The 18847-nt window shown below is 60.2% G+C and carries 18 protein-coding genes and 2 pseudogenes; 3 read left to right on the plus strand and 17 right to left on the minus strand.

The features are described 5' to 3' along the window. From ACSQ3D_RS27175 to ACSQ3D_RS27205, 7 genes are all read right to left on the minus strand, one after another. Positions 1–541 (minus strand): transposase (locus ACSQ3D_RS27175; RefSeq protein ID WP_436128914.1); only part of this gene is annotated, 541 nt, incomplete at its 3' end. A 74-nt stretch (positions 542–615) separates the two neighbouring features. Beyond that, complete coding sequence (locus tag ACSQ3D_RS27180; protein WP_436128915.1) at positions 616–1104, minus strand: YbaK/EbsC family protein; 489 nt, start codon at positions 1102–1104, stop codon at positions 616–618. 268 nt (positions 1105–1372) lie between these two features. Continuing rightward, complete coding sequence (panB, locus tag ACSQ3D_RS27185) at positions 1373–2287, minus strand: 3-methyl-2-oxobutanoate hydroxymethyltransferase (protein WP_436128916.1); 915 nt, start codon at positions 2285–2287, stop codon at positions 1373–1375. Between the two features lie 72 nt (positions 2288–2359). Then, positions 2360–3067: an RraA family protein gene (locus tag ACSQ3D_RS27190; protein ID WP_436128917.1), complete on the minus strand. Its 708-nt coding sequence runs from the start codon at positions 3065–3067 to the stop codon at positions 2360–2362. 1 nt (position 3068) lies between these two features. Continuing rightward, positions 3069–3920: an acetoacetate decarboxylase family protein gene (locus tag ACSQ3D_RS27195; protein ID WP_436128918.1), complete on the minus strand. Its 852-nt coding sequence runs from the start codon at positions 3918–3920 to the stop codon at positions 3069–3071. A 93-nt stretch (positions 3921–4013) separates the two neighbouring features. Beyond that, positions 4014–5810: a gamma-glutamyltransferase family protein gene (locus ACSQ3D_RS27200; RefSeq protein WP_436128919.1), complete on the minus strand. Its 1797-nt coding sequence runs from the start codon at positions 5808–5810 to the stop codon at positions 4014–4016. A gap of 15 nt (positions 5811–5825) precedes the next feature. Continuing rightward, complete coding sequence (locus ACSQ3D_RS27205) at positions 5826–6923, minus strand: branched-chain amino acid aminotransferase (protein ID WP_436128920.1); 1098 nt, start codon at positions 6921–6923, stop codon at positions 5826–5828. 152 nt (positions 6924–7075) lie between these two features. On the opposite strand from ACSQ3D_RS27205, the gene ACSQ3D_RS27210 reads away from it, so the two are divergent. Further along, positions 7076–7552: an Lrp/AsnC family transcriptional regulator gene (locus ACSQ3D_RS27210; protein WP_436128921.1), complete on the plus strand. Its 477-nt coding sequence runs from the start codon at positions 7076–7078 to the stop codon at positions 7550–7552. A 120-nt stretch (positions 7553–7672) separates the two neighbouring features. On the opposite strand, the gene ACSQ3D_RS27215 is transcribed toward ACSQ3D_RS27210, so the two are convergent. The 6 genes and pseudogenes from ACSQ3D_RS27215 to ACSQ3D_RS27240 form a co-directional block, all read right to left on the minus strand. Next, positions 7673–8377 carry a Crp/Fnr family transcriptional regulator gene (locus tag ACSQ3D_RS27215; protein WP_436128922.1) on the minus strand — a complete coding sequence of 235 codons (705 nt, stop codon included), beginning with the start codon at positions 8375–8377 and terminating at the stop codon, positions 7673–7675. 390 nt (positions 8378–8767) lie between these two features. Then, positions 8768–9952 carry a pyridoxal phosphate-dependent aminotransferase gene (locus ACSQ3D_RS27220; RefSeq protein WP_436128923.1) on the minus strand — a complete coding sequence of 395 codons (1185 nt, stop codon included), beginning with the start codon at positions 9950–9952 and terminating at the stop codon, positions 8768–8770. 71 nt (positions 9953–10023) lie between these two features. Continuing rightward, positions 10024–10879: pseudogene (locus ACSQ3D_RS27225) on the minus strand (3-hydroxybutyryl-CoA dehydrogenase). A gap of 89 nt (positions 10880–10968) precedes the next feature. After that, the gene (locus tag ACSQ3D_RS27230; protein ID WP_436128924.1) at positions 10969–11685 is read right to left on the minus strand and encodes an alpha/beta fold hydrolase; all 717 of its coding nucleotides are present in this window, start codon (positions 11683–11685) and stop codon (positions 10969–10971) included. An 80-nt stretch (positions 11686–11765) separates the two neighbouring features. Next, positions 11766–12950 carry an acetyl-CoA C-acyltransferase family protein gene (locus tag ACSQ3D_RS27235; protein WP_436128925.1) on the minus strand — a complete coding sequence of 395 codons (1185 nt, stop codon included), beginning with the start codon at positions 12948–12950 and terminating at the stop codon, positions 11766–11768. Positions 12951–13198: 248 nt separating this feature from the next. Next, positions 13199–13504: pseudogene (locus ACSQ3D_RS27240) on the minus strand (AMP-binding enzyme); the annotation flags it as partial. A 139-nt stretch (positions 13505–13643) separates the two neighbouring features. On the opposite strand from ACSQ3D_RS27240, the gene ACSQ3D_RS27245 reads away from it, so the two are divergent. Further along, a complete protein-coding gene (locus ACSQ3D_RS27245; protein WP_436128926.1) occupies positions 13644–13859 on the plus strand; it encodes a hypothetical protein in 216 nt (71 codons plus the stop codon). 12 nt (positions 13860–13871) lie between these two features. Next, a complete protein-coding gene (locus tag ACSQ3D_RS27250; protein WP_436128927.1) occupies positions 13872–14822 on the plus strand; it encodes an MFS transporter in 951 nt (316 codons plus the stop codon). On the opposite strand, the gene ACSQ3D_RS27255 is transcribed toward ACSQ3D_RS27250, so the two are convergent. From ACSQ3D_RS27255 to ACSQ3D_RS27270, 4 genes are read right to left on the minus strand one after another with little or no spacing between them, the layout of a single operon-like run. Next, positions 14819–15910 (minus strand): lactonase family protein, encoded by a 1092-nt coding sequence (locus ACSQ3D_RS27255; protein ID WP_436128928.1) that lies wholly within the window; start codon positions 15908–15910, stop codon positions 14819–14821. The genes ACSQ3D_RS27250 and ACSQ3D_RS27255 overlap by 4 nt on opposite strands. A gap of 18 nt (positions 15911–15928) precedes the next feature. After that, a complete protein-coding gene (locus ACSQ3D_RS27260; RefSeq protein ID WP_436128929.1) occupies positions 15929–16798 on the minus strand; it encodes an amidohydrolase family protein in 870 nt (289 codons plus the stop codon). Beyond that, positions 16795–17766, minus strand: coding sequence for a Bug family tripartite tricarboxylate transporter substrate binding protein (locus ACSQ3D_RS27265; protein WP_436128930.1), 972 nt, complete (start codon positions 17764–17766; stop codon positions 16795–16797). Before ACSQ3D_RS27265 ends, ACSQ3D_RS27260 begins: the two co-directional genes overlap by 4 nt. A 14-nt stretch (positions 17767–17780) precedes the next feature. Beyond that, the gene (locus ACSQ3D_RS27270; RefSeq protein ID WP_436128931.1) at positions 17781–18833 is read right to left on the minus strand and encodes a porin; all 1053 of its coding nucleotides are present in this window, start codon (positions 18831–18833) and stop codon (positions 17781–17783) included. Positions 18834–18847 lie beyond the last annotated feature (14 nt).

An 18847-nucleotide genomic window follows, 5' to 3' on the forward strand; every position in this document is an offset into this window, starting at 1 on the left:
CTTCCCGCTCTCGCGCCTGCGGTGATTGATCGGTGTGTTTCATGGATGCGGGTGCCTCACGTCCCAGAAGCTGGTTCTTCCAGTTGTACAACGTCGGCCGGCACACGCCGAGCTTGTTGGCCACCGCCTGCGCACTTTCCTGCCGGGTGCAAAGCTCCATCACTCCCACCTGCTTCAAGGAATCGGGATACCTTCGTTGGCCCACACTGCCAACAACGGCTCTCCTGACGTCAGGAAGGGCTTCACGAAGCCACTTGGTCAGGGTTCCACGCCCAGGATAGCCCAGGGCCCTCATGGTGGCCGCAATGCATTGATCGTGGGTCAGGTAGTGCTCGATGGCTGCAACCTTCTGAGCCTGTGAGAACTTGGGTTCTCTACCTGCATAGCCAGGGGCAAGGTCCTGGCGCTGCTGATACTCAAGGTACCAGCCTTTCAATGCATTTTTGGTGGGGTAGCCCAGCTGACGGATAGTGGGTCTGACGCGCTTGCCCAGCTTGATATAGAGCTCAACGGCTCGGATTCGGTCTTCGTAGGAATACATGAACTACCTCTTGGTAGTCCAAGTTTTCGTCCGCACCCCCTCCTGGGGGTCAGTGGGTCAGTTCCGGGTGGAAATCAACAAGCCGGCGAATCGGCGGCAATTTCATGCTGCATGACATCCACCCAACGTGCGTTGACAAGTTGCGCCATCCGCTCAGGCGAGACCCTGACACCTGCATTGTTTGCGCCAGCAGCGGGAAGTACTTCGCTGAAGATCCGCAGCGAGACATCGCAATAGACATCGAGCTGACTGGCAAGCCCAAAGGGCCCAACGCCGCCAACTGGGTGACCCGTTGCCTTCTCCACCTCACTCGCCGCGAGGAAGCGGGCCTTTGCCCCGAACTGGTCTTTGTACTTTCTGTTGTCAAGTCGAGCATCGCCTCGGGCGACGAGCAAGATGACTTGCTCGCCTACGCTCAGAGACAGCGTCTTGGCAATCTGTCCTGGATTTACACCGAACGCCGTGGCCGCCATTGCAACCGTAGCGCCGCTCGAGTCCACCTCAATGATCGAAAGATCCGGGGCCTTCTCGGCGAGAAACTGTTTGACGGACTGGAGGCTCATGATGAAAGTTACGAATGAAAACCATGAATGGTCGTTGGACAGCCACACATGGAGCGAGTGCTGCGCTCTCGCTCCATGTGTGGCACGCTACGTTCCCAGTGTTACTCGTCGCAGGCCTTCCTTACATTGGCTGAAACGCCATATTCATGGCCGTTTTCGACATTTGCGGTGCTACGCTGGCTGAAATCGGGCGAGCAGAGGGGAACATAGGTCTACTTCTAGGAATAGATATGCCCTGGCCGTTACCGAGCAGGCATGTATGCAGGGACTACCAAGCGTGCTGTTCGTCGTTTGGAAACGAGCCATCCTTGACCGCCGCGACATAGGCTGTAAAGGCGGCATCCACGGCCGACGCATCGCGCATGAAGTTGCGCACGAACTTTGCCATATGCCCCAAATTGAGTCCCAGCATGTCATGCATCACCAGGACCTGTCCTGCCGTGCCGCTACCAGCCCCAATACCGATCGTGGCACAAGACTTCATGTCACTGGAGATGCGGGTCGCAAGTTGCCGGGGGACCATCTCAAGCACCATCATCGAGGCGCCAGCAGCCTCAAGTGCTGACGCGTCGCGTCGGATCTTGTCGCCGACCTCTTCTTGACGCCCCTGCACGCGATATCCACCCAACGCCGACACCGTTTGCGGCGTCAATCCCAGGTGCGCACAAACAGGAACTCCGCGCTCGACCAGAAAGTCCACCACGTCAACGGTCCACCCACCCCCCTCGAGCTTGACCATATGGGCGCCCGCTTGCATCAAAAGTGCCGCCGACGCAATGGCCTGCTCACGCGACTGCTGATAGCTGCCGAAAGGAAGATCAGCAACGATTAGGGAGCAGCCCTGCGAGCGTTCCAGTCCCCGGGATACGCATTGGGTGTGATACCGCATTTCTTCGAGTGACACGCCCACCGTGGTAGTCCGGCCTTGGCAAACCATTCCCAAAGAGTCGCCGACCAGAAGGCAGTCGACGCCCGCGGCATCTGCGACTGCCGCGAATGTGGCGTCATAGGCCGTAAGCACCGCAATCTTCTCCCCACTGGCTCGCATTTCGGTAATTCGCGAAGTGGTGACCTTCTTGCATTTCCGATCTGTGCTGCGTTCGCTTCCTCCATACGGCGCCGTCGCATCGATGGCGACGCGGGCTTGTGCGGCATGGTTGTCTCTCGATGAACTTTTAGTCATTGAAGATGGCTCTATAAACAAGAAATGGAAGAGAACTGAAGTCCGGCTGTCCCAATGCTCTCTGCCAGAGATTCACTCCTCGATCGCACCACCGATTGAGCGCAGATGTTGTCGGAACGTCATGCTCTCGTCAGCGGTCCTGGCCGCCAGAAATTCATCGAAGCGAGCCTGCTTTCTGAAATTCGTACCGAGTTGCATGCGTGCCGCCTGACTGCGCTCTGTGTCGCGAATCGCGGCAGCGAGCTCCGCCACGCCTTTGGCTTGGCTCAGGGGCATGAAGATCACCCCATCGTCGTCTGCCAAGACGAAGTCTTCGGAGGTGACCTCATGCTCTCCACACTTGGCGGAAGTGAGCGCAGCAGCCTCCTGCGTCTCCAAACGCTGCGGCCCCGTCGGCAACGTGCCAAGGCTGAAGATCGGTAGCCTGATGGTCCGCAATTCAGATGAATCGCGATGCAATCCCCAGATGACGATACCGCGGAGGCCAGCCAGGGCCGTCTCCAGAGTTACGAGGTCACCAACACAGGCCTCATCCAGCCGCCCGCCGTTGTCGACCACCAGAACATCACCGGGAACTGCACGATCGATCGCTTCGAGAAAAACGTCTACGCTGCCATAGTGCCGAGCAGGACATGCTCGACCGACGATATGAGATTCGCTCCACAAGGGACGAAGTCCAGCGGGTGCACAGCGAACCGCGATACCCAGACGCATGCATGCATCCGCGACGTGCGGCGTCGTGAGATCAAGGTAAGTACGTTGAAGCTGCAAAGAGTCCATGTCATTTCTCCTCAGACGAACCAGGTTGGGCGATGCTGCGAAGGTCCCGAAGCAGATAGTTGTTTCGGTTCGTCATCGCAAGCGAGTACCGCCAGCCGCGACCGATCCTGGTTGGACGTAGGGCAGCAAGGGGCTCCGTGGGCGAATCAAAGATCGTCAATGCTGCATCACCTTTCCAGACAGGGCTGGCCTGTACGTTTTCAGCCTGGAGCCGCACAAGTTCGTAGACAGCCGGCTGATCGTGCTGCCCCTCGAACATCGATGGGAAGTGTCGAAGGGCAACGATTGGCCGGCTCCCAAAAGTGACCGCCGACGTGTCCGCAGGGCCAGAGAGCTTCACGTGTCCTTCCGCCAAACGCCTATCCTTGACTGCAACCGTACCAGCAAAGGTCGCACCAGGCTCGAGCCTCGGAGAAGCAATAGAAGGTACGCCCATTGAACGCGTGATCCACACCGAGCCGATCTTCTTGGGATAGCCCAGAGCCCAGCCGCGCGCGAGCGACGTATCCTGGTCAACCACGATGTAAGGGCAATACTGCATGAGCTTGCCCTCATGCTGGACGCTCACGAGCACGATGCACTCACGGTACTGGGCCCGAATAGGGTCCAGCAATTCGCCCCCAGTGTCAGTACAAGCTTGCCAATCGACAAAGGAGACCGTCATCAGCCCGCGTTCGTCAGGGTGGAGACTCAGACCAGGCGGCAGCAGCGCCTCAACGGCGGAGGGCTCCGACCAACACTCGATCGTAATGAAGTCGGCCGCGTAATGCCACGGTGGATTGGGGGCAATACTGGCTCTCCCGTCATGGGAAAAAGGCCCCATGAAGCCCTGAGCTGCTGTGAAATGGGTCATATAGAACTCCTGTTTTGAAAAATGAGCGAATATCCCTGCGCTTGCGCAGCGTCCGGGGACGGGCTGAATTGGTTGCATGCGGGGTGCATGCCGTCAGTCCCCCATGACCACGCCCTCGCGGCGCGGATCGGCTCCGCCGAAATAGCCGCCCGGCACCCGTTGGATCGCCTGCAGACCGCTTGTCATGTTCATCTCCCGGACCTCGTGACCCCGAGCCTTGAGTGCCTCGCCGGTAGCTCCCGGGAAGCGTTTTTCTTCGAGCAGCGTGGGACCGTTGGCCGAGCCGAAGTTGGGCAGGTTGATTGCTTGCTGCGCGTTCAGGCCCCAGTGCAGAGTGCCCCACAAGGTCTTGGCCGTGAAATGAATGATCAACGCGCCACCGGGGCTGCCGCCGCTCATGACCAATTGGCCGGTGGTTTTGTCGAATCCCAGTGTGGGTGACATGGACGAACGCGGGCGCTTGCCCGGTTGCACGCGGTTGGCGATAGCGTTGCCCTTGGCGTCACGCGGCGCGAAGCTGAAGTCGGTCAATTCGTTGTTGAGCAGGAAACCCTTGACCATCTGCCGCGCACCGAAGACGTCCTCGATGGTGGTGGTCATGGCCACAGCACGTCCCTGGGCATCGACGATGCTGATGTGACTCGTGCCGTACTCTGGCTGATCGGGCATAGGGGCGAAGCTGGTCTGCGTGCCTCCCGGGTGGCCGGGCTGGGCAACCTTCATAGACTGGTTGCCAATGAGCCGCGCGCGATCGGCCAGGTAGTCTGGCGACAGCAGGCTCATCCACGAACCTGCGGGCGGGGCCACGAAATCGGGATCGGCTACATACAGTGCTCGGTCGGCGAACGCCAGCCTGGCGGCTTCGGTATAGAAGTGAAGCCAATCGGCGGTGGGTAGGCCGTCTTGCCCCAGGGGAAGCGCGGCACCCGCTGTGTTCTGCAGTATGCCCAGCATCTGGCCGATGGCGATGGCGCCCGAACTGGGCGGTGGGAATCCGCAAAGCCGGTACACCTTCTGCGGTAGCACGGCGTGGTCGTGGCACAGCGGTTCGCGCTTGCGCGACTGGTAGCCGGATAGGTCGGCCAGGGTCATTCGGCCGGGGTTGGACGGATGGGAGCGTACCTTGTCCACGATAGCCTGGGCCACGGGGCCTTCGAGCAGCGCCTTGGAACCCCCTGCCGCGATGTCCCGAAGCACCTGGGCCAGCTCTGGGTTCTTCAGGACATGCCCCACGGGCCAGGGCTGGCCGCTGCCGTCGTAGAAGTAGGCGGCTGCAACTGGGTCTTTTTTGAGGTGCGGTTCAGCCGCCAGCAGCGTGTTCAGCCGGGCGCTGACCTTGAAGCCTTGTTCGGCCAAGGTGATGGCTGGCTGGAAAAGACTAGCCCAGGGCAGCTTACCGTGCTGCTGGTGGGCCAGTTCCAGCATGCGCACGGTGCCTGGCACACCCACCGAGCGTCCACCCACGACGCCTTCAATGAAAGCCATGGGCGTTCCGTCTGGTTTGAGGAATAGGTTTTCGTCGGCAGCAGCAGGGGCGGTCTCGCGGCCGTCATAGGCCTCGACCGACTTGCCATCGAAATGCATGAGAAACGCGCCGCCGCCGATGCCGCTGGACTGTGGTTCCACCAGCGTGAGAACCATTTGCACGGCGATGGCCGCGTCCACAGCGCTGCCACCGGCTTTGAGGACCTGGAAACCAGCGTCGGTGGCCAGTGGGTTAGCCGCCGCGACGGCAAACTTAGCTGTTTGCCAGCCGGGTTTCTCCGTGTAGCCGGACGAGCCCTCTGGCTGCGTGGGCACGCTGTAGTTAAGCGAGGGTACCGTGGTGCCGCAGCCGGCCAGCAGGACGGCCGCGAGCAAAGCGCTCAGTTCTATCTGGAAAATCCGCATAGTGTTCCGTTCTTTTTATGCCAACCGATCTAGCCAGCCACGCGTGTCAGGGGCACGCCCCAATTGAATGTCCGTCAGTGCAGATTTCAGTCGCTCGGTGATGGGACCTGGGCCCCCATCGCCGATGACGAAGCGATGTTTGCGTCCCTTGACTTCTCCAATTGGCGCAACCACCGCTGCCGTGCCGCAAGCGAAAGACTCCAGCAGCCGGCCACTCTTGGCATCGTCTTGCCACTGGTCAATGGAGTAAGGCTCTTCACGAACAATCAGTCCCATGTCGCGGGCCAATGTGATCAGCGATTCGCGGGTGATGCCCGCCAGGATCGTGTCGCTCAAAGGAGGCGTCTGGATCGATCCATCGGCGAACACGAAGAAGACATTCATCCCACCGAGCTCTTCGATCCAACGGCGCTCCACAGCGTCAAGGAAAATCACCTGGTCACATTGCTCGCGGATTGCCTCGGCCTGCGCCGCTAGACCGGCCGCATAGTTGCCGCCGCATTTGGCGTCCCCCGTTCCACCAGGCGCGGCGCGCGTGAAGTTGTCCGACACCCAAAGTGTCACTGCGGTAGCTTCACGTCTGAAATAAGGTCCAACTGGCGATGCGACGACGCAGTAGAGATAGTCGGCCGACGCCCTGACCCCGAGAACGGATTCGGTTGCGATCATGAATGGCCGCAGGTACAGCGCGAAGCCTTCGGTAGAAGGAATCCAAGCGTTATCCACTCGCACCAGTGCACGCACCGATTCAATGAACATCTCCTCGGGCAACGGCGGCATAGCAAGGCGGGCGGCCGAACGGCGAAAACGGCGCGCATTCGCTTCGGGACGGAACAGCCCCGTTCCACCTCCATCCAGGCGATAGGCTTTCATGCCTTCGTAGATCTCTTGCGCGTAATGAAACACTAGCGCTGCCGGGTCGAGGCTCAATGCCTGGCGAGGGCCGATTTTTGCGTCATGCCAGCCTTGATTCTTGGAGTATTTGATGGTGACCATGTGGTCGGTGAAAACCTGGCCAAACAGTGGGTCTTGAAGCAGTGCCTGCCTCTGATCCGCACCCACTGGGAATAGATGACTTTCCACAGGAAAGCGCAGCGATGAACTTGACGTCACTCTTCAACTCCTTGATTCGGGGTGCATCATCATGAAAAACAGAATTGCAATATTAGGCCAATCTTTATAGAATTTGATTGCGTTTATGCCCAATAAGAATTCAATTTCGGCATACAGTAGCTTGTTTTTTATAAAATACAGAATCCAATGCCATGCAAAACAACATCGTCAAAGATCTAGATGCGATTGACCGCCGAATACTCCAGGCTCTTCAAGAAGATGGGCGCATCCAAAACGTGGATCTAGCGGAGAAGGTAGGACTGTCGCCGTCTCCGTGCTTACGTCGAGTCAAGCTCCTTGAAGAGTGCGGAGCCATCGAGCGGTATGTCGCTCTCTTGAACCCGTCAAAACTCGGCATCGGATTGACTGTCTTTGTCCGCATCTGGCTAACAAGCCAGGATGCGCGAACCATCGATGGATTTACGGCTGAAGTTCAGCGGTTCCCTGAGATCGTTGAATGCCATCTCATGGCGGGTGACTGTGACTTCTTGCTTCGCGTTGTTGCGGCTGACCTCGACGCCTACAGACGCTTCCAAGGTGAGCATCTGACGCGCATAAAAGGAGTTCAAAGTGTCAAGACCGAGATCCCCATGCAAAAGATCAAGCTAACGTCTCAACTCCCACTTTGAACAGGATTTCACTGCCACGGACAGCGGGCCAATTGCTGAGAAGCCGCCTGAGATCTCTTCGTAGCCGGTGAGCGATACGCCATCGGGTGTGGCGGCGCTCTCCTACGGAGCGACACCCTCTCAATTCGGCAGGGTTACATAATTGCGTAAACGTGGTGCGTGGACACTGACGAAACCCCACCGACGCTCGCAGCGGACCAACCCTGACTGCTTCAGCGTGTTGAGCGCCATGTTGACTCGCTGGCGCGATAGTCCGCACATCAAGGCCAACTGATGCTGCGAAATCGAAATCTCTTGCGCATCGCTAGCTTGACCATCGGCGAGCATCATGAGTGTTCTCGCCACGCGCATCTCCGGCCCGAGCAGTCGGGAGGCCTCCAGCATCCCGACAAAAATGCCCATGCGGGCATTCATGATCTCGCAGAGAAATTGATTGAACTCGATTGACGAGTTACGCAATAGCTCGAATGTCTTCAATGGAATCGTGCACAGCCTGACCGGGGTAAGGGCACGCAGGTCATACCGGCGGGGCTCTCCTTTCAGTAGGGATCCTTCACCGCCCCACTCGCCTTCTCTCAAGCAATACAGCGTGGTCTCAGACCCGCGGGTGCCGATCACATACATCTGCAGGAAACCTTGCATGAGTCCATACCCATCCGCGCAAGGGGCTCCCGCGCGGGCGATGTACTCTCCCGCGTCGGCAACGCGTTCGGTCGCCGTCTGTATGACCAGCGAACGCAATTCGGGAGTCAGTGCGTGATACCACGGCCATCGCTCTACGAAGGAAAGCACCGACGTCTGCGCTAGGTGGCCCGCTGTTCCCATGTTCATACTCCTTTCCCGTGTTGTGCCGCCGGTCGCCTAGCGGTGCGCACCCAAAAACCGATGACTCGCAGGTGTCTCGCTTCCTTGCCCAGCGAAAAAATTGACCTGTCGCGTTGCCACCGGTTGTGGAGAATCGCCTGCGCAGCCTGCCCATGGCTCTCGCTCTTCCGAATCACGTCACTCGCGAAGAACGGGGATCCCGCCACCAGGATGCGCGCATGCGCATCGCGAGGGTCCAGATCAGCACATGCGTGAAGCATCGCAATAGCCTCAATACAGCGGTGGCGCCATGTCGTCGACCAGCCTCCAGACTGCGCCTCTGATAAGAGTGCAGGCGCTCCGGTGGATCTTCGGCTGATCGTGACGCGTTCCACGCCTACCTGTTCAGCGTCACGGGCGCAGATCGGCGAATCTGGTTGCAGCCTCCTGCAACTGCTCCATCGAGTTGGCGGTAGAGAAACGAACGAACCTCGCCGACTCGGCCGTGCCGAAATCGCGGCCAGGCGAGATCGCAACGTGGACCCGCTTCATGGCCTCGAACGCAAAGTCCCAGCTGTTCGAAACGTTCCAGGCGTCGAACCACGACGAGCAATCCGCCCATGCGTAGAACGCGCCATCGGGCACCACCGGAACCTTGAACCCGATCTTCTCCAGTTCCGGGATGAACCAGTCGCGGCGCGCCTTGAACTGAGCCCGTCGGCGCTCGTACTCGGCGATGCTGTCGGGCTCGAAGCAAGCCAGTGCGGCATGCTGGGCGACGGTACTGGGGCAGAGGAAGAAGTTCTGCGCTAAACGCTCAATCACCGGGATCAGGGGTTCTGGCGCCACCACCCAGCCCAAGCGCCACCCTGTCATGCAGAAGTACTTAGAGAAACTGTTGATGCTGATCACGTTCTCGTCTATGGCCAGGCCGGTCTGACAGAAAGCATCGTCGTGGCTCAGCCCGAGGTAGATTTCGTCGAGCAGCGTGACACCCCCCTTGGCCTGGACGCAGGCATGGATGCGGCGTAGTTCTTCAGGATGGATGGACGTTCCCGTGGGGTTGGACGGCGAGGCGAGCAGCACGCCACGCGTTTTCTCGCCCCAATGGGCCTCGACCTTTTCCGCGCTCAGCTGATACCGCTCGGCTGCCGTGGTGGGCACCATGACGGGCTGGCCTTCTGCGGCAATCACGAAGTGCCGGTTGCACGGATAGCTCGGGTCGGGCATCAGGACTTCATCGCCAGCCTCGATCAAGGCTTGGCAAACGAGTTGCAGCGCGGCCGAGGCGCCTGCGGTCACCGCGATCCGGCGTACTGGGACGTTCACGCCGAAACGCTGCCTGTACCAGTTGCTGATGCGCTCGCGCAAAGGCTCCAACCCGATAGCCGGTGTGTACTGCGTCGTGCCATTCCGCACCGCGCTCACGGCGGCCTCCTGCACCAGAGGCGGGGCAGTGAAGTCCGGCTCGCCAATGGTCAGGTAGACCATGGGCTTGTCGCCACAGGCGACCTCACGAGCCAACTGCGAAGCGGCCTTGGCCACCTCCATCACATAGAACGGCTCGATGCGCTCAGCGCGCTTGGAAATTCTCATGGCTTGGCCTCAATCAAAATGCACTGGAGAAGGACCGAGGCGCTGTGCATCGCCCTCAGCCCTCCAATTGGTCAACGACCGCTGTAGGTGTAGAAGCCCTGGCCAGTCTTGCGCCCCAGGCGGCCAGCATCCACCATCTCCTTGAGCAGGGGTGCAGGCCGGTACTTCGGATCGCCAAATCCCTCATGGAACACTTGCATCACTGCTAGCATCGTGTCCAGACCGATCAGATCGCTCAATGCCAAAGGCCCAATCGGATGATTGCAGCCGAGCTTCATCCCGACGTCAATCTCCTCAGCACTGGCGAGCCCTTCCTGCAGGACGTAGATGGCCTCATTGATCATCGGGCAAAGAATGCGGTTCACTACGAACCCGGGACTGTTCTTGACAGTGATCGCGCTCTTGCCGATCGCCCGTGCAAAGGCCAAGGCCTGTTCGTGTGCCAGATCCGAGGTTTGCAACCCGCGAATCAACTCCAGCAGTTCCATCACAGGAACTGGGTTGAAGAAGTGCATGCCGATGCAACGATCCGGCCGGTTCAGGACGGCAGCCAGCTGCGTGATGGAAATAGACGAGGTTTTGGTCGCAATCACTACATCGTCGCTGGCCACTGCCTCGATGTCACGGAGGATGCGCAGCTTGATATCGAGCCTTTCGGTAGCCGCCTCTATCACCAGGCCAGCACCGCGCAGATCCTGATAGGAGACCGTCGGATGAATCCTGGCAAGGTCAAATCCTTGCCCTCGGCGCGAGTTTTTCTTTCTTTACCTGCCGGTCCAGGCTGGCAGCAATGGTCGAGATACCGCGTCCGAGTGCCTCTTCGGAGACGTCGAGCATCGTGACGTCGAGTCCGGCAAGCGCACACACCTGTGCAATGCCGTTGCCCATGGTTCCGGCGCCGATCACGCCAACGTGCTGTCTTTTCATGATGAATTCGGAGAAGTAAGAATCAGCAGTGTCCAGCTACCCAGCACTTAGAGCCATTGGCAAATATGACACATTCAATGCCATATCCGTCACAGGAAACGTAATTCCAAGAATTCACGGCTCCGGTGGTACAGCTCGATCCGGTTCAATTCCAACACCATCGAGTGCGTACCGCGCGCAAGCACTTCCAGCCGTTTGTAGGGCGCCTGCTCCAGCTTGGAAAACAATTCCTGCGCCATGTACACCGGCGTATCCACGTCCCATTCGCCCAGCAGCAATTGCGTAGGCACGCGAATGCGCTCGGGCTCATAAGTAGGCCGGCCGGCAGACCACAACTCCATCAAATCGACAATCACGCCGTTCGGCGACAGTACCGCCTCGCTTGCATCCCCGGGCTTGCCTTGAATGCTGGACAGCGCGTTCCACCAGCTGTCGAATTCCGCTTGAGACATCAATTGCTCTGCCAAGGAGGCAGAAAGGCCGCGCACCCAGCGCTGGCGCGCCTCTGCCTTGCTGATGGCTCGAAAGTCGCTCAGGTGGGCACCAGGGGCCAACGAAGGCGGGAGGCCCGCCATGGCCCATCGCATCATGGTCATGCTAGGCGTATTGCGGATCAGCCACAGCGGGGCAAACAAGACCAGATGCCTCACCGCCCCGTTGTTCGCCGCGGTGAAGCCACCTGCAAGCGCCGTGCCCCAAGACCAACCAATCAAATTGACACGGGCATTGCCGCTTCGGGCACGCACGAAGTCCACCACCGCAGCAAGATCGAACTGCGCCTCCGAGGTACGCGCGTACCCATACATGATGCGGCATCGAACTCGACACCCTGAAAATCACAGAGCTCTCACCGCGATAGGGCGTGGCAGGCGAGAGCGATACTTAATCAAACACGTTCGAAGATGGCTGCGATGCCCTGCCCTCCACCGATGCACAGCGTCACCAGCGCATAACGTCCACCAATGCGGTGCAATTCAGCGATTGCCTTCGTCGTGATGATTGCGCCCGTTGCACCGACAGGGTGACCCAGCGAGATGCCGGAGCCATTCGGATTCACCTTGTCCGGATCGAAGCCAAGCTCCTGAATCACCGCACAGGCCTGTGCCGCAAATGCCTCGTTCGACTCGATGACATCGAGGTCCTGGACTTTCAGGCCCGTGCGTGCCAACACCTTGCGCGTAGCCGGAATGGGGCCGATACCCATATAGGCAGGCTCCACACCCGCATGCGCATAGCCCACCAAGCGAGCCAGCGGGTTGAGGCCCAGCGCATTCACGCGATTCCCTTCCGCCAACACCACGGCAGCTGCGCCATCGTTGATCCCGGAGGCGTTTCCGGCTGTGACCAACCCGTCCTTCTTGAAGGCGGGCTTCATTGCGGCGAGGGACTCGACCGTGGTGTCGCCGCGCACGTGCTCATCGGTGTCGAACAGCAAAACTCCCCTCCGGGTCTTTATTTCCACCGGAACGATCTGTTCCTTGAAGCGACCCGCAGCAATGGCAGCGGCCGCGCGTTTCTGGCTGAGAACCGCCAGTTCATCCTGCTGCTTGCGCGAGATCTTGAAGCGCTCCGCTACGTTCTCTGCGGTAATGCCCATGTGGATCTTTTCCCAGGGGTCATGCAGGATGCCGAGCATGTAGTCAACAAGCGTCGCATCGCCCATGCGGGCACCGTAGCGCGCCGAAGTATCAATGTATGGACCGCGGCTCATCGACTCCGACCCCCCGCCGATAGCGATCTCACAGTCGCCCTGGGCAATGGCCTGCGCAGCCGAAACAATGGCCTGAAGCCCAGAGCCGCACAGACGATTGACGTTGAATGCTGGGGTCTCTATCGGTATCCCCGCATCGATGGCGGCGACGCGACTTAGGTACGCGTCCTTCGGATCGGTGGGGATCACACTCCCAATGACGACATGCCCGATGGCGTCGGGCGCAATGCCGCTGCGTTCCAATGCAGACTTGACCGCAGTGGTTGCCAACTGGGTGTTTGGCACATCCTTCAACGCACCGCCAAAGGTGCCAATGGCGGTACGAGCGGTGGCGACAACAAAGATTTCGCGAGCATTCATAGAGGGCCTGTCAGAAGCTGAAGCGGTCAGGTTGCGTGGATGCCCGGGAATGGCATGGCACCCGATTTCAAGTACTTTAGAAGTTTCAGGCTCTCCAGAACAGTGGCTAAATTGACTGTTTTTATGCGTATTCCGCCAACCCAGTATGACGACGGATGCGCCCGCGTGTCCGTTGTTGTCGTCCGGTAAGAACAAAAGACCTTGCGCTCTTTCGAAACGCCCAGATCGACAGATATCTCAGTCACGCCTTACGCAGAGGCTGCGTCGTTGAGACGAAGTTCTTCTTTCATCATCTCCCGCATCACGAACTTCTGGATCTTTCCGGTGACCGTCATTGGAAAGCTCTCGACGAAGCGGATGTACCGAGGAATCTTGTAGTGCGCGATCTGCCCTTTGCAAAACGACTGCAACTCATCTTCACTGAGCGTGGCACCGTCGCGAAGGACAACCCATGCGCACAGTTCCTCACCGTATTTCAGATACGGCACTCCAAACACCTGCACGTCCTGGATGGCGGAATTTCGATAGAGAAACTCTTCGACCTCCCGCGGGTACCTCACCTGGGCTCGGTTGATTTGCCGCTCAGAAGCTTGTCTCTATCGAGAGAGAAGGCGCCACTCTAGCCATAAGCGCAAAGCGGCTTTGAACGCTGAAGTCCCGTAGCATGGCAGGGCAAGGCCACAATCAGACTACGTGAACGACTTTTCATTCAAGAAGATTGCCTTGGCGGCGTTCGGCCCGTCGCTGCTGTTTGGCATCGGCGAAGGAGCGATCCTCCCTGTGGTGGCCCTGCTGGCACGGGAGCTGGGCGCATCGGTGCCGATGGCTGCGTTGGCCGTGATGCTGATCAGCATAGGCTGCGTACTGAACAATGTGCCAGCATCCGTGATGATCACCCGGCTGGGGTAGCGCTCCTGCATCGTGGGAGCCGGGGTGTGGAGCGCCCTGGGCATGGCCGTCGGCCTTTTTGCAACGCACTTCGGGATGCTGGACGTCGGGTGCTTCATGATCGGTATGTCGCAGGGTGTCTACAGCCTGGCCCGCCAAAGCTACACGACGGAGGTCGTGCCTATCAGCCACAGGGCACGGGCCCTGTCCAGCCTGGGTGGGGTGGTGCGGATCGAAACGTTCATCGGGCCTTTTGCCGGCGCCGCAGTGATCCACTTCTACGGTCTTTCCGCAGCATTCGCCGTGGGAATCATCGCCGCGCTGTCCGCGGCGAGCCTTGCAGCCGGAATAAAGGATCTCAAGGCGTCGGGCGCGCCCACACCCGCGCAGGAGCAGGCCCAGGTGTCCGTGTTGACGACATTCGCAGACCACCGCCGGGTGTTCCTCACCCTGGGGGTCGCGATTGCACTGGTGGGCGCCGTCCGGGCTGCCCGCCAGGTGGTGTTGCCGCTCTGGGCAGACCACCTAGGCCTGTCGCCCGCGGTGTCGTCGCTGATCTATGGTCTGGCCGGGGGCATCGAAATGCTGGTGTTCTATCCCGCAGGCAAGGTGATGGATTTGAAGGGTCGTCGCTGGGTGGCCTTGCCTTCCATGCTCATCATGGGGGCTGGCATGCTGGCGATGCCGTTCACCGCCAGTTTTTCCACCATGCTGCTCGCAGCCATGGCGATCGGCTTCGGCAACGGGATTGGTTCAGGAATGAACATGACGCTGGGCGCCGACCACGCACCAGCCCAGGGCCGGGCCTATTTCTTGGGCGTATGGCGCCTCCTGGCGGACATCGGAGCCATTGCGGGGACCGCGGCGCTGTCGTTGATCGTTTCCCTGGGTTCGCTGGCCGTTGGAACCTCTGCCATAGGACTTGTCGCGGTCACGGCTGCAGCCCTGCTGCATGCGTGGATCCCATCACCGCCGAAAAGTTAGATTACCAAACACACGGGACTGCCAGATTCAATCTGTTGAATGACATCGAGCGTGACTCCATCGGTGGAATCAGTGGAGAAGACAATGATCGAATCGCTGTCCTCATTCAACACATACATTCGCGACTGTTCGTCCTCCAGCGCGAAGAATCTGGGCGTCTTGCCAAGTGACGAGGTCGCGCCTTGAAAAGTCAGCCGCCCCGTCGTCGAATCGACGCCAAATGCCGCGATGCTGTCATGCCCCCGGTTGGACGCATAGAGCTGTCCTCCGCATCGGGATATCGCGATTTCCGAGCCTGTGTTGTTGCCTGTGAATGAATCTGGCACCGTGGACAGCGCCTGGAATGGAGAAAGCCCGCCCGTCGCCGTGTCAAACCGGTACGCCGCGACGGTGGAGTCCAGTTCGTTCACCACATAAACGGTGGCCAGTGTTGGATGAAACGCGATGTGCCGGGGACCGGCTCCCGTGCGTGTATCGACCCAACGTTGGGCATCCGTGTCGATCCGCCCATCATCAAACGGAAACACGAACACGCGGTCGAATCCCTTGTCGGGTACCACTACGAATTTGCCACTGGGATCAAACGGATTGAAGTGCGGCTTGGCGTGCGGCTGTTCCTTTCGGTGTGGTCCCGGTGTCCCCGTCATCTCCACGCGTTGGATTACCGGATCCAAGGTTCCATCGGGGCGCACCGGCATCACCAGCAAAGCGCCGCCCTGGCGGCCGACGCCGAGGTGATCGGAAACGAGTAGCCACTGTTCAGTTGGATCCAGCGCGAGATGCACCGGATTGAGGCCACCGCACTCCTGTGTCTGCAGCAGCGAGATCGTGCCGTGTTCCGGGTCAATGGCCAGCACGCTGATCTCGTGGCCGTCGCCATGCACCGTGTACAGGCGGCTACGGTCGCGGTTCAACGCCAGGAACGATGGGTTCACGAGCCCACCAAAAACCTGCATCAGGCGCAGTCTTCCATCGGCTTCGATGGCATAGACGCTGATACCTTCACCCCGGGCATTTCTTTCGCGCGTGGTGCGCGATCCCACATAGGCATAGCGCGGAGCTGAGTTGGGGTCGTTCCTCGATGTCATCAGAAGGTCTTCAATGGGTCAGAATTCATAGAGCCGTTGTGCGTTGGCATCCAGGGTATCGGCCGCCAGGCCGGCTGTTTCCAGCCAACCCTGGCACCGGGTCAGCCAGGCAAGGTCGTCTACCTCGCGGAACGGTTCGATTGCGTCGGGTGTTGCCGGAGCTGAGCGTGCCGTGCCCTGCGTGTGCGGCCAGTTTGTCCCCCACAGCGCGGCACGGGGGGCGGCCTGCAGGAGGCTGTGGGCCATCGGCGCAAGCAGTTCTGCATCTGGAGCGGAAAGGTAGGGCGCGGACAGCTTCACGGAGAGCTTGCTTGCTGCAGCCAAGTCGCACACTTCCCGCCACTCCTCGCTCTCCGCAGCACCGGGCGTGACGGGAGGAAGCCCGATGTGATCGAGCACGAAATGGCAGGAGCTGCTCCGGATGAGGTTGCCGAGTTCGCGCAGCACACCCAGGGTGACATGCAGCTGCACATGCCAGTGAGCAGGCACCTGCCGGATCGCTTGCGCGACCGCATCGCGCGCAGCGGATGCGTCGGCATTGCCATCCACGACGAAGTTGATGCGCGCGGCGCGTACCCCGAGCGAGTCTAGTCCCGCGACCTCGAGGGCTGTACTGGTGGGCGCCAGCACGGCCACGCCACGTCCGCGGCCCTTCAACCGCTGCAGCGCATGGGCCAGGCAGCCGTGGTCGCTACCGTAGACGCTGGGCTGCACCAGCACCACGCGGCCTGCGCCGATGTGATCCAGGTGCTCGACCAGCCTATCCACGCCCGCATAGCCCGGCGTGAAGCGTCGGCGCTCCGCGAAAGGGAACCGTGCCGCGTCGAACACATGGACGTGGGTGTCACAGAGCACGCTCTGCGGTAGCTGGAAGGATGGCTCGCTCACTGCGTCTGGATCTTGGCGGTTTTGACCAACTGCTGCCACTTGGCCAACTCCTCACGCATGAACTTGTCGAACTCTGCGGGAGTGTCCGAGACAGTGCGCGCGCCCAGCTCTTCGAACTTCTTGGCGACCTCAGGGCTTTGCAGCGCCTTGGCGATCTGGGCCTGCAGGGCATCCAGCACCGGCTGGGGCGTCTTGGCCGTAGCAACGATCCCCACCCAGTGCTCTACCTTGAAGCCCTTCAGCCCTGCTTCCTCGAAGGTAGGGACACTGGCCAAGTTTGGCAGGCGCTTGGCGGAGCCGATGCCCAGACCTTTGATGCGGCCCGAGGCGAAGGCCGAACCGGTGCTCGTCACGCTGTCGATCAACAGATCAACCTCGCCGCCCATCACCGCTTTGATCGACTCGCCGCCGCCCTTGTAGGGCACATGCAGGAACTTCGCACCCGTGATGCTGGAGAGCAGTTCGGTCGTGAGGTGCGGCGTACTGCCCACGCCTCCGGTACCGTAGGTCAGCTTCTCCGGATTCTTCTTTGCGAACTCGATGAGTTCGCCCGCGGTTTTGAAGTTCGAGGTTGCGGGGACCATCATCACCATCGGCGACTCAGCCACACGTGCCACTGGCACCAGGTCGCGCATGGTGTCGTACGGCATCTTCGGCTGCAAGGCCGGGGCCATGGTCACAGGTCCGCTGATAAAGCCCAGCGTGTAGCCATCGGCCGTGGCCTTGGCCACCGCATCCGTGCCGATGATGCCGCCGGCTCCCGGCTTGTTGTCCACCACAAAGGGCTGGCCCGTGTCGCCTGTCAGGCGCTTCGCCAGCACCCGGGCCATGACGTCGTTGGGCCCGCCGGCAGCGAAAGGTACGATCAGCCGAACAGGCTTGGTGGGATAAGACTGAGCGATGGCAAGCGATGACGCTGTAAGGCCAGCCAACAACAGGGCTCGGCGTGCGATCAGGAAGTGGGACATGTTCCGTGCTCCTCTCAAAACCGATGACGCAGACCAACAGTCACACCCGTCTGCGAACCGCGCGTGCCCATGAACGCAGGCAGCACGTAGCCGCCATCGATCCGGTTGCGATCTACCTCTGCGTACACATCCGTCCGCTTGGACAGGTAGTAGTCCGCGGAGACCCACGCGACTTTCCGGGTTCCCGAGCCGTTGGCGGCAAACGCGTTTTGGCGGTCTTGTGTGTAGCTCGCTGTCAGGGTGAGCAGTGGGGTGACACTGTAATTGACGCCAATGGAAGCGACTTTGTTGCGTTGCAGGCTGATCTCATGGCTGCGCTCCATGTAGGCGAGGAACGCCTTCCAATCCGTGCTGATGCGATACGCCACCCCAGCACCGCGGATATTGCGCGTCTCGCCGCCAGTGGCCGCCGACAGGTTCTGGCCATACGCCACGGCCTCGAATGGCCCGCCAGCATACGTCGCCGAAAGTCCGCTGCCGCGGCCATTCCCCTCTGACAGCGTGACGCTGCCTGCCAGCGTGACGGGACCAAGCTCCTTCGCGTACTTGATCATGTTGTCTTGGCGCGCCATGTGATGGTTGCTCAGCACCGTGATCGCATCAATGTTGGGATTGCCCATAGGCTGGATACGCGCGGCAGCCTGGTGCGCCAGCGTGTACTGGCGGCCCAGAGTGAGCACTCCTAGTGCCTCGGAGGACACGCCCACCAGGGATTCACGTCCGAAGGCACGACCCGCCGCTGATGCGACCTGTCCGTAGTTCGCTGTGGCGGTGGATTGCTGTGCCAGGCCGGTGGATGGATCGATCCCCATCTCCAGCACATAGAAGGCTCGGGTCCCGCCGCCCAGATCTTCGGTGCCCTTGAATCCCAGGCGAGAGCCGCCGAACAGGCCGTCGCCAACAGTAGTAAGGCCGCCCCGGTTCGCGCCAGCATTGCTGGCGTGCCGAACGGTCACATCCATGATGCCGTACAAAGTCTGGCTGGATGTTTGGGCAAAGGTGAAGGCCGGCGCGACAAGCGCCAGACCGGCCATGCTGCGCATGGCGGCTTTTTTGAAATGTTGCATGGAATCTCCAGCGG

The sequence above is a fragment of the Acidovorax sp. LjRoot117 genome (assembly GCF_964252695.1).
Classification (GTDB): Bacteria; Pseudomonadota; Gammaproteobacteria; order Burkholderiales; family Burkholderiaceae_C; genus Acidovorax.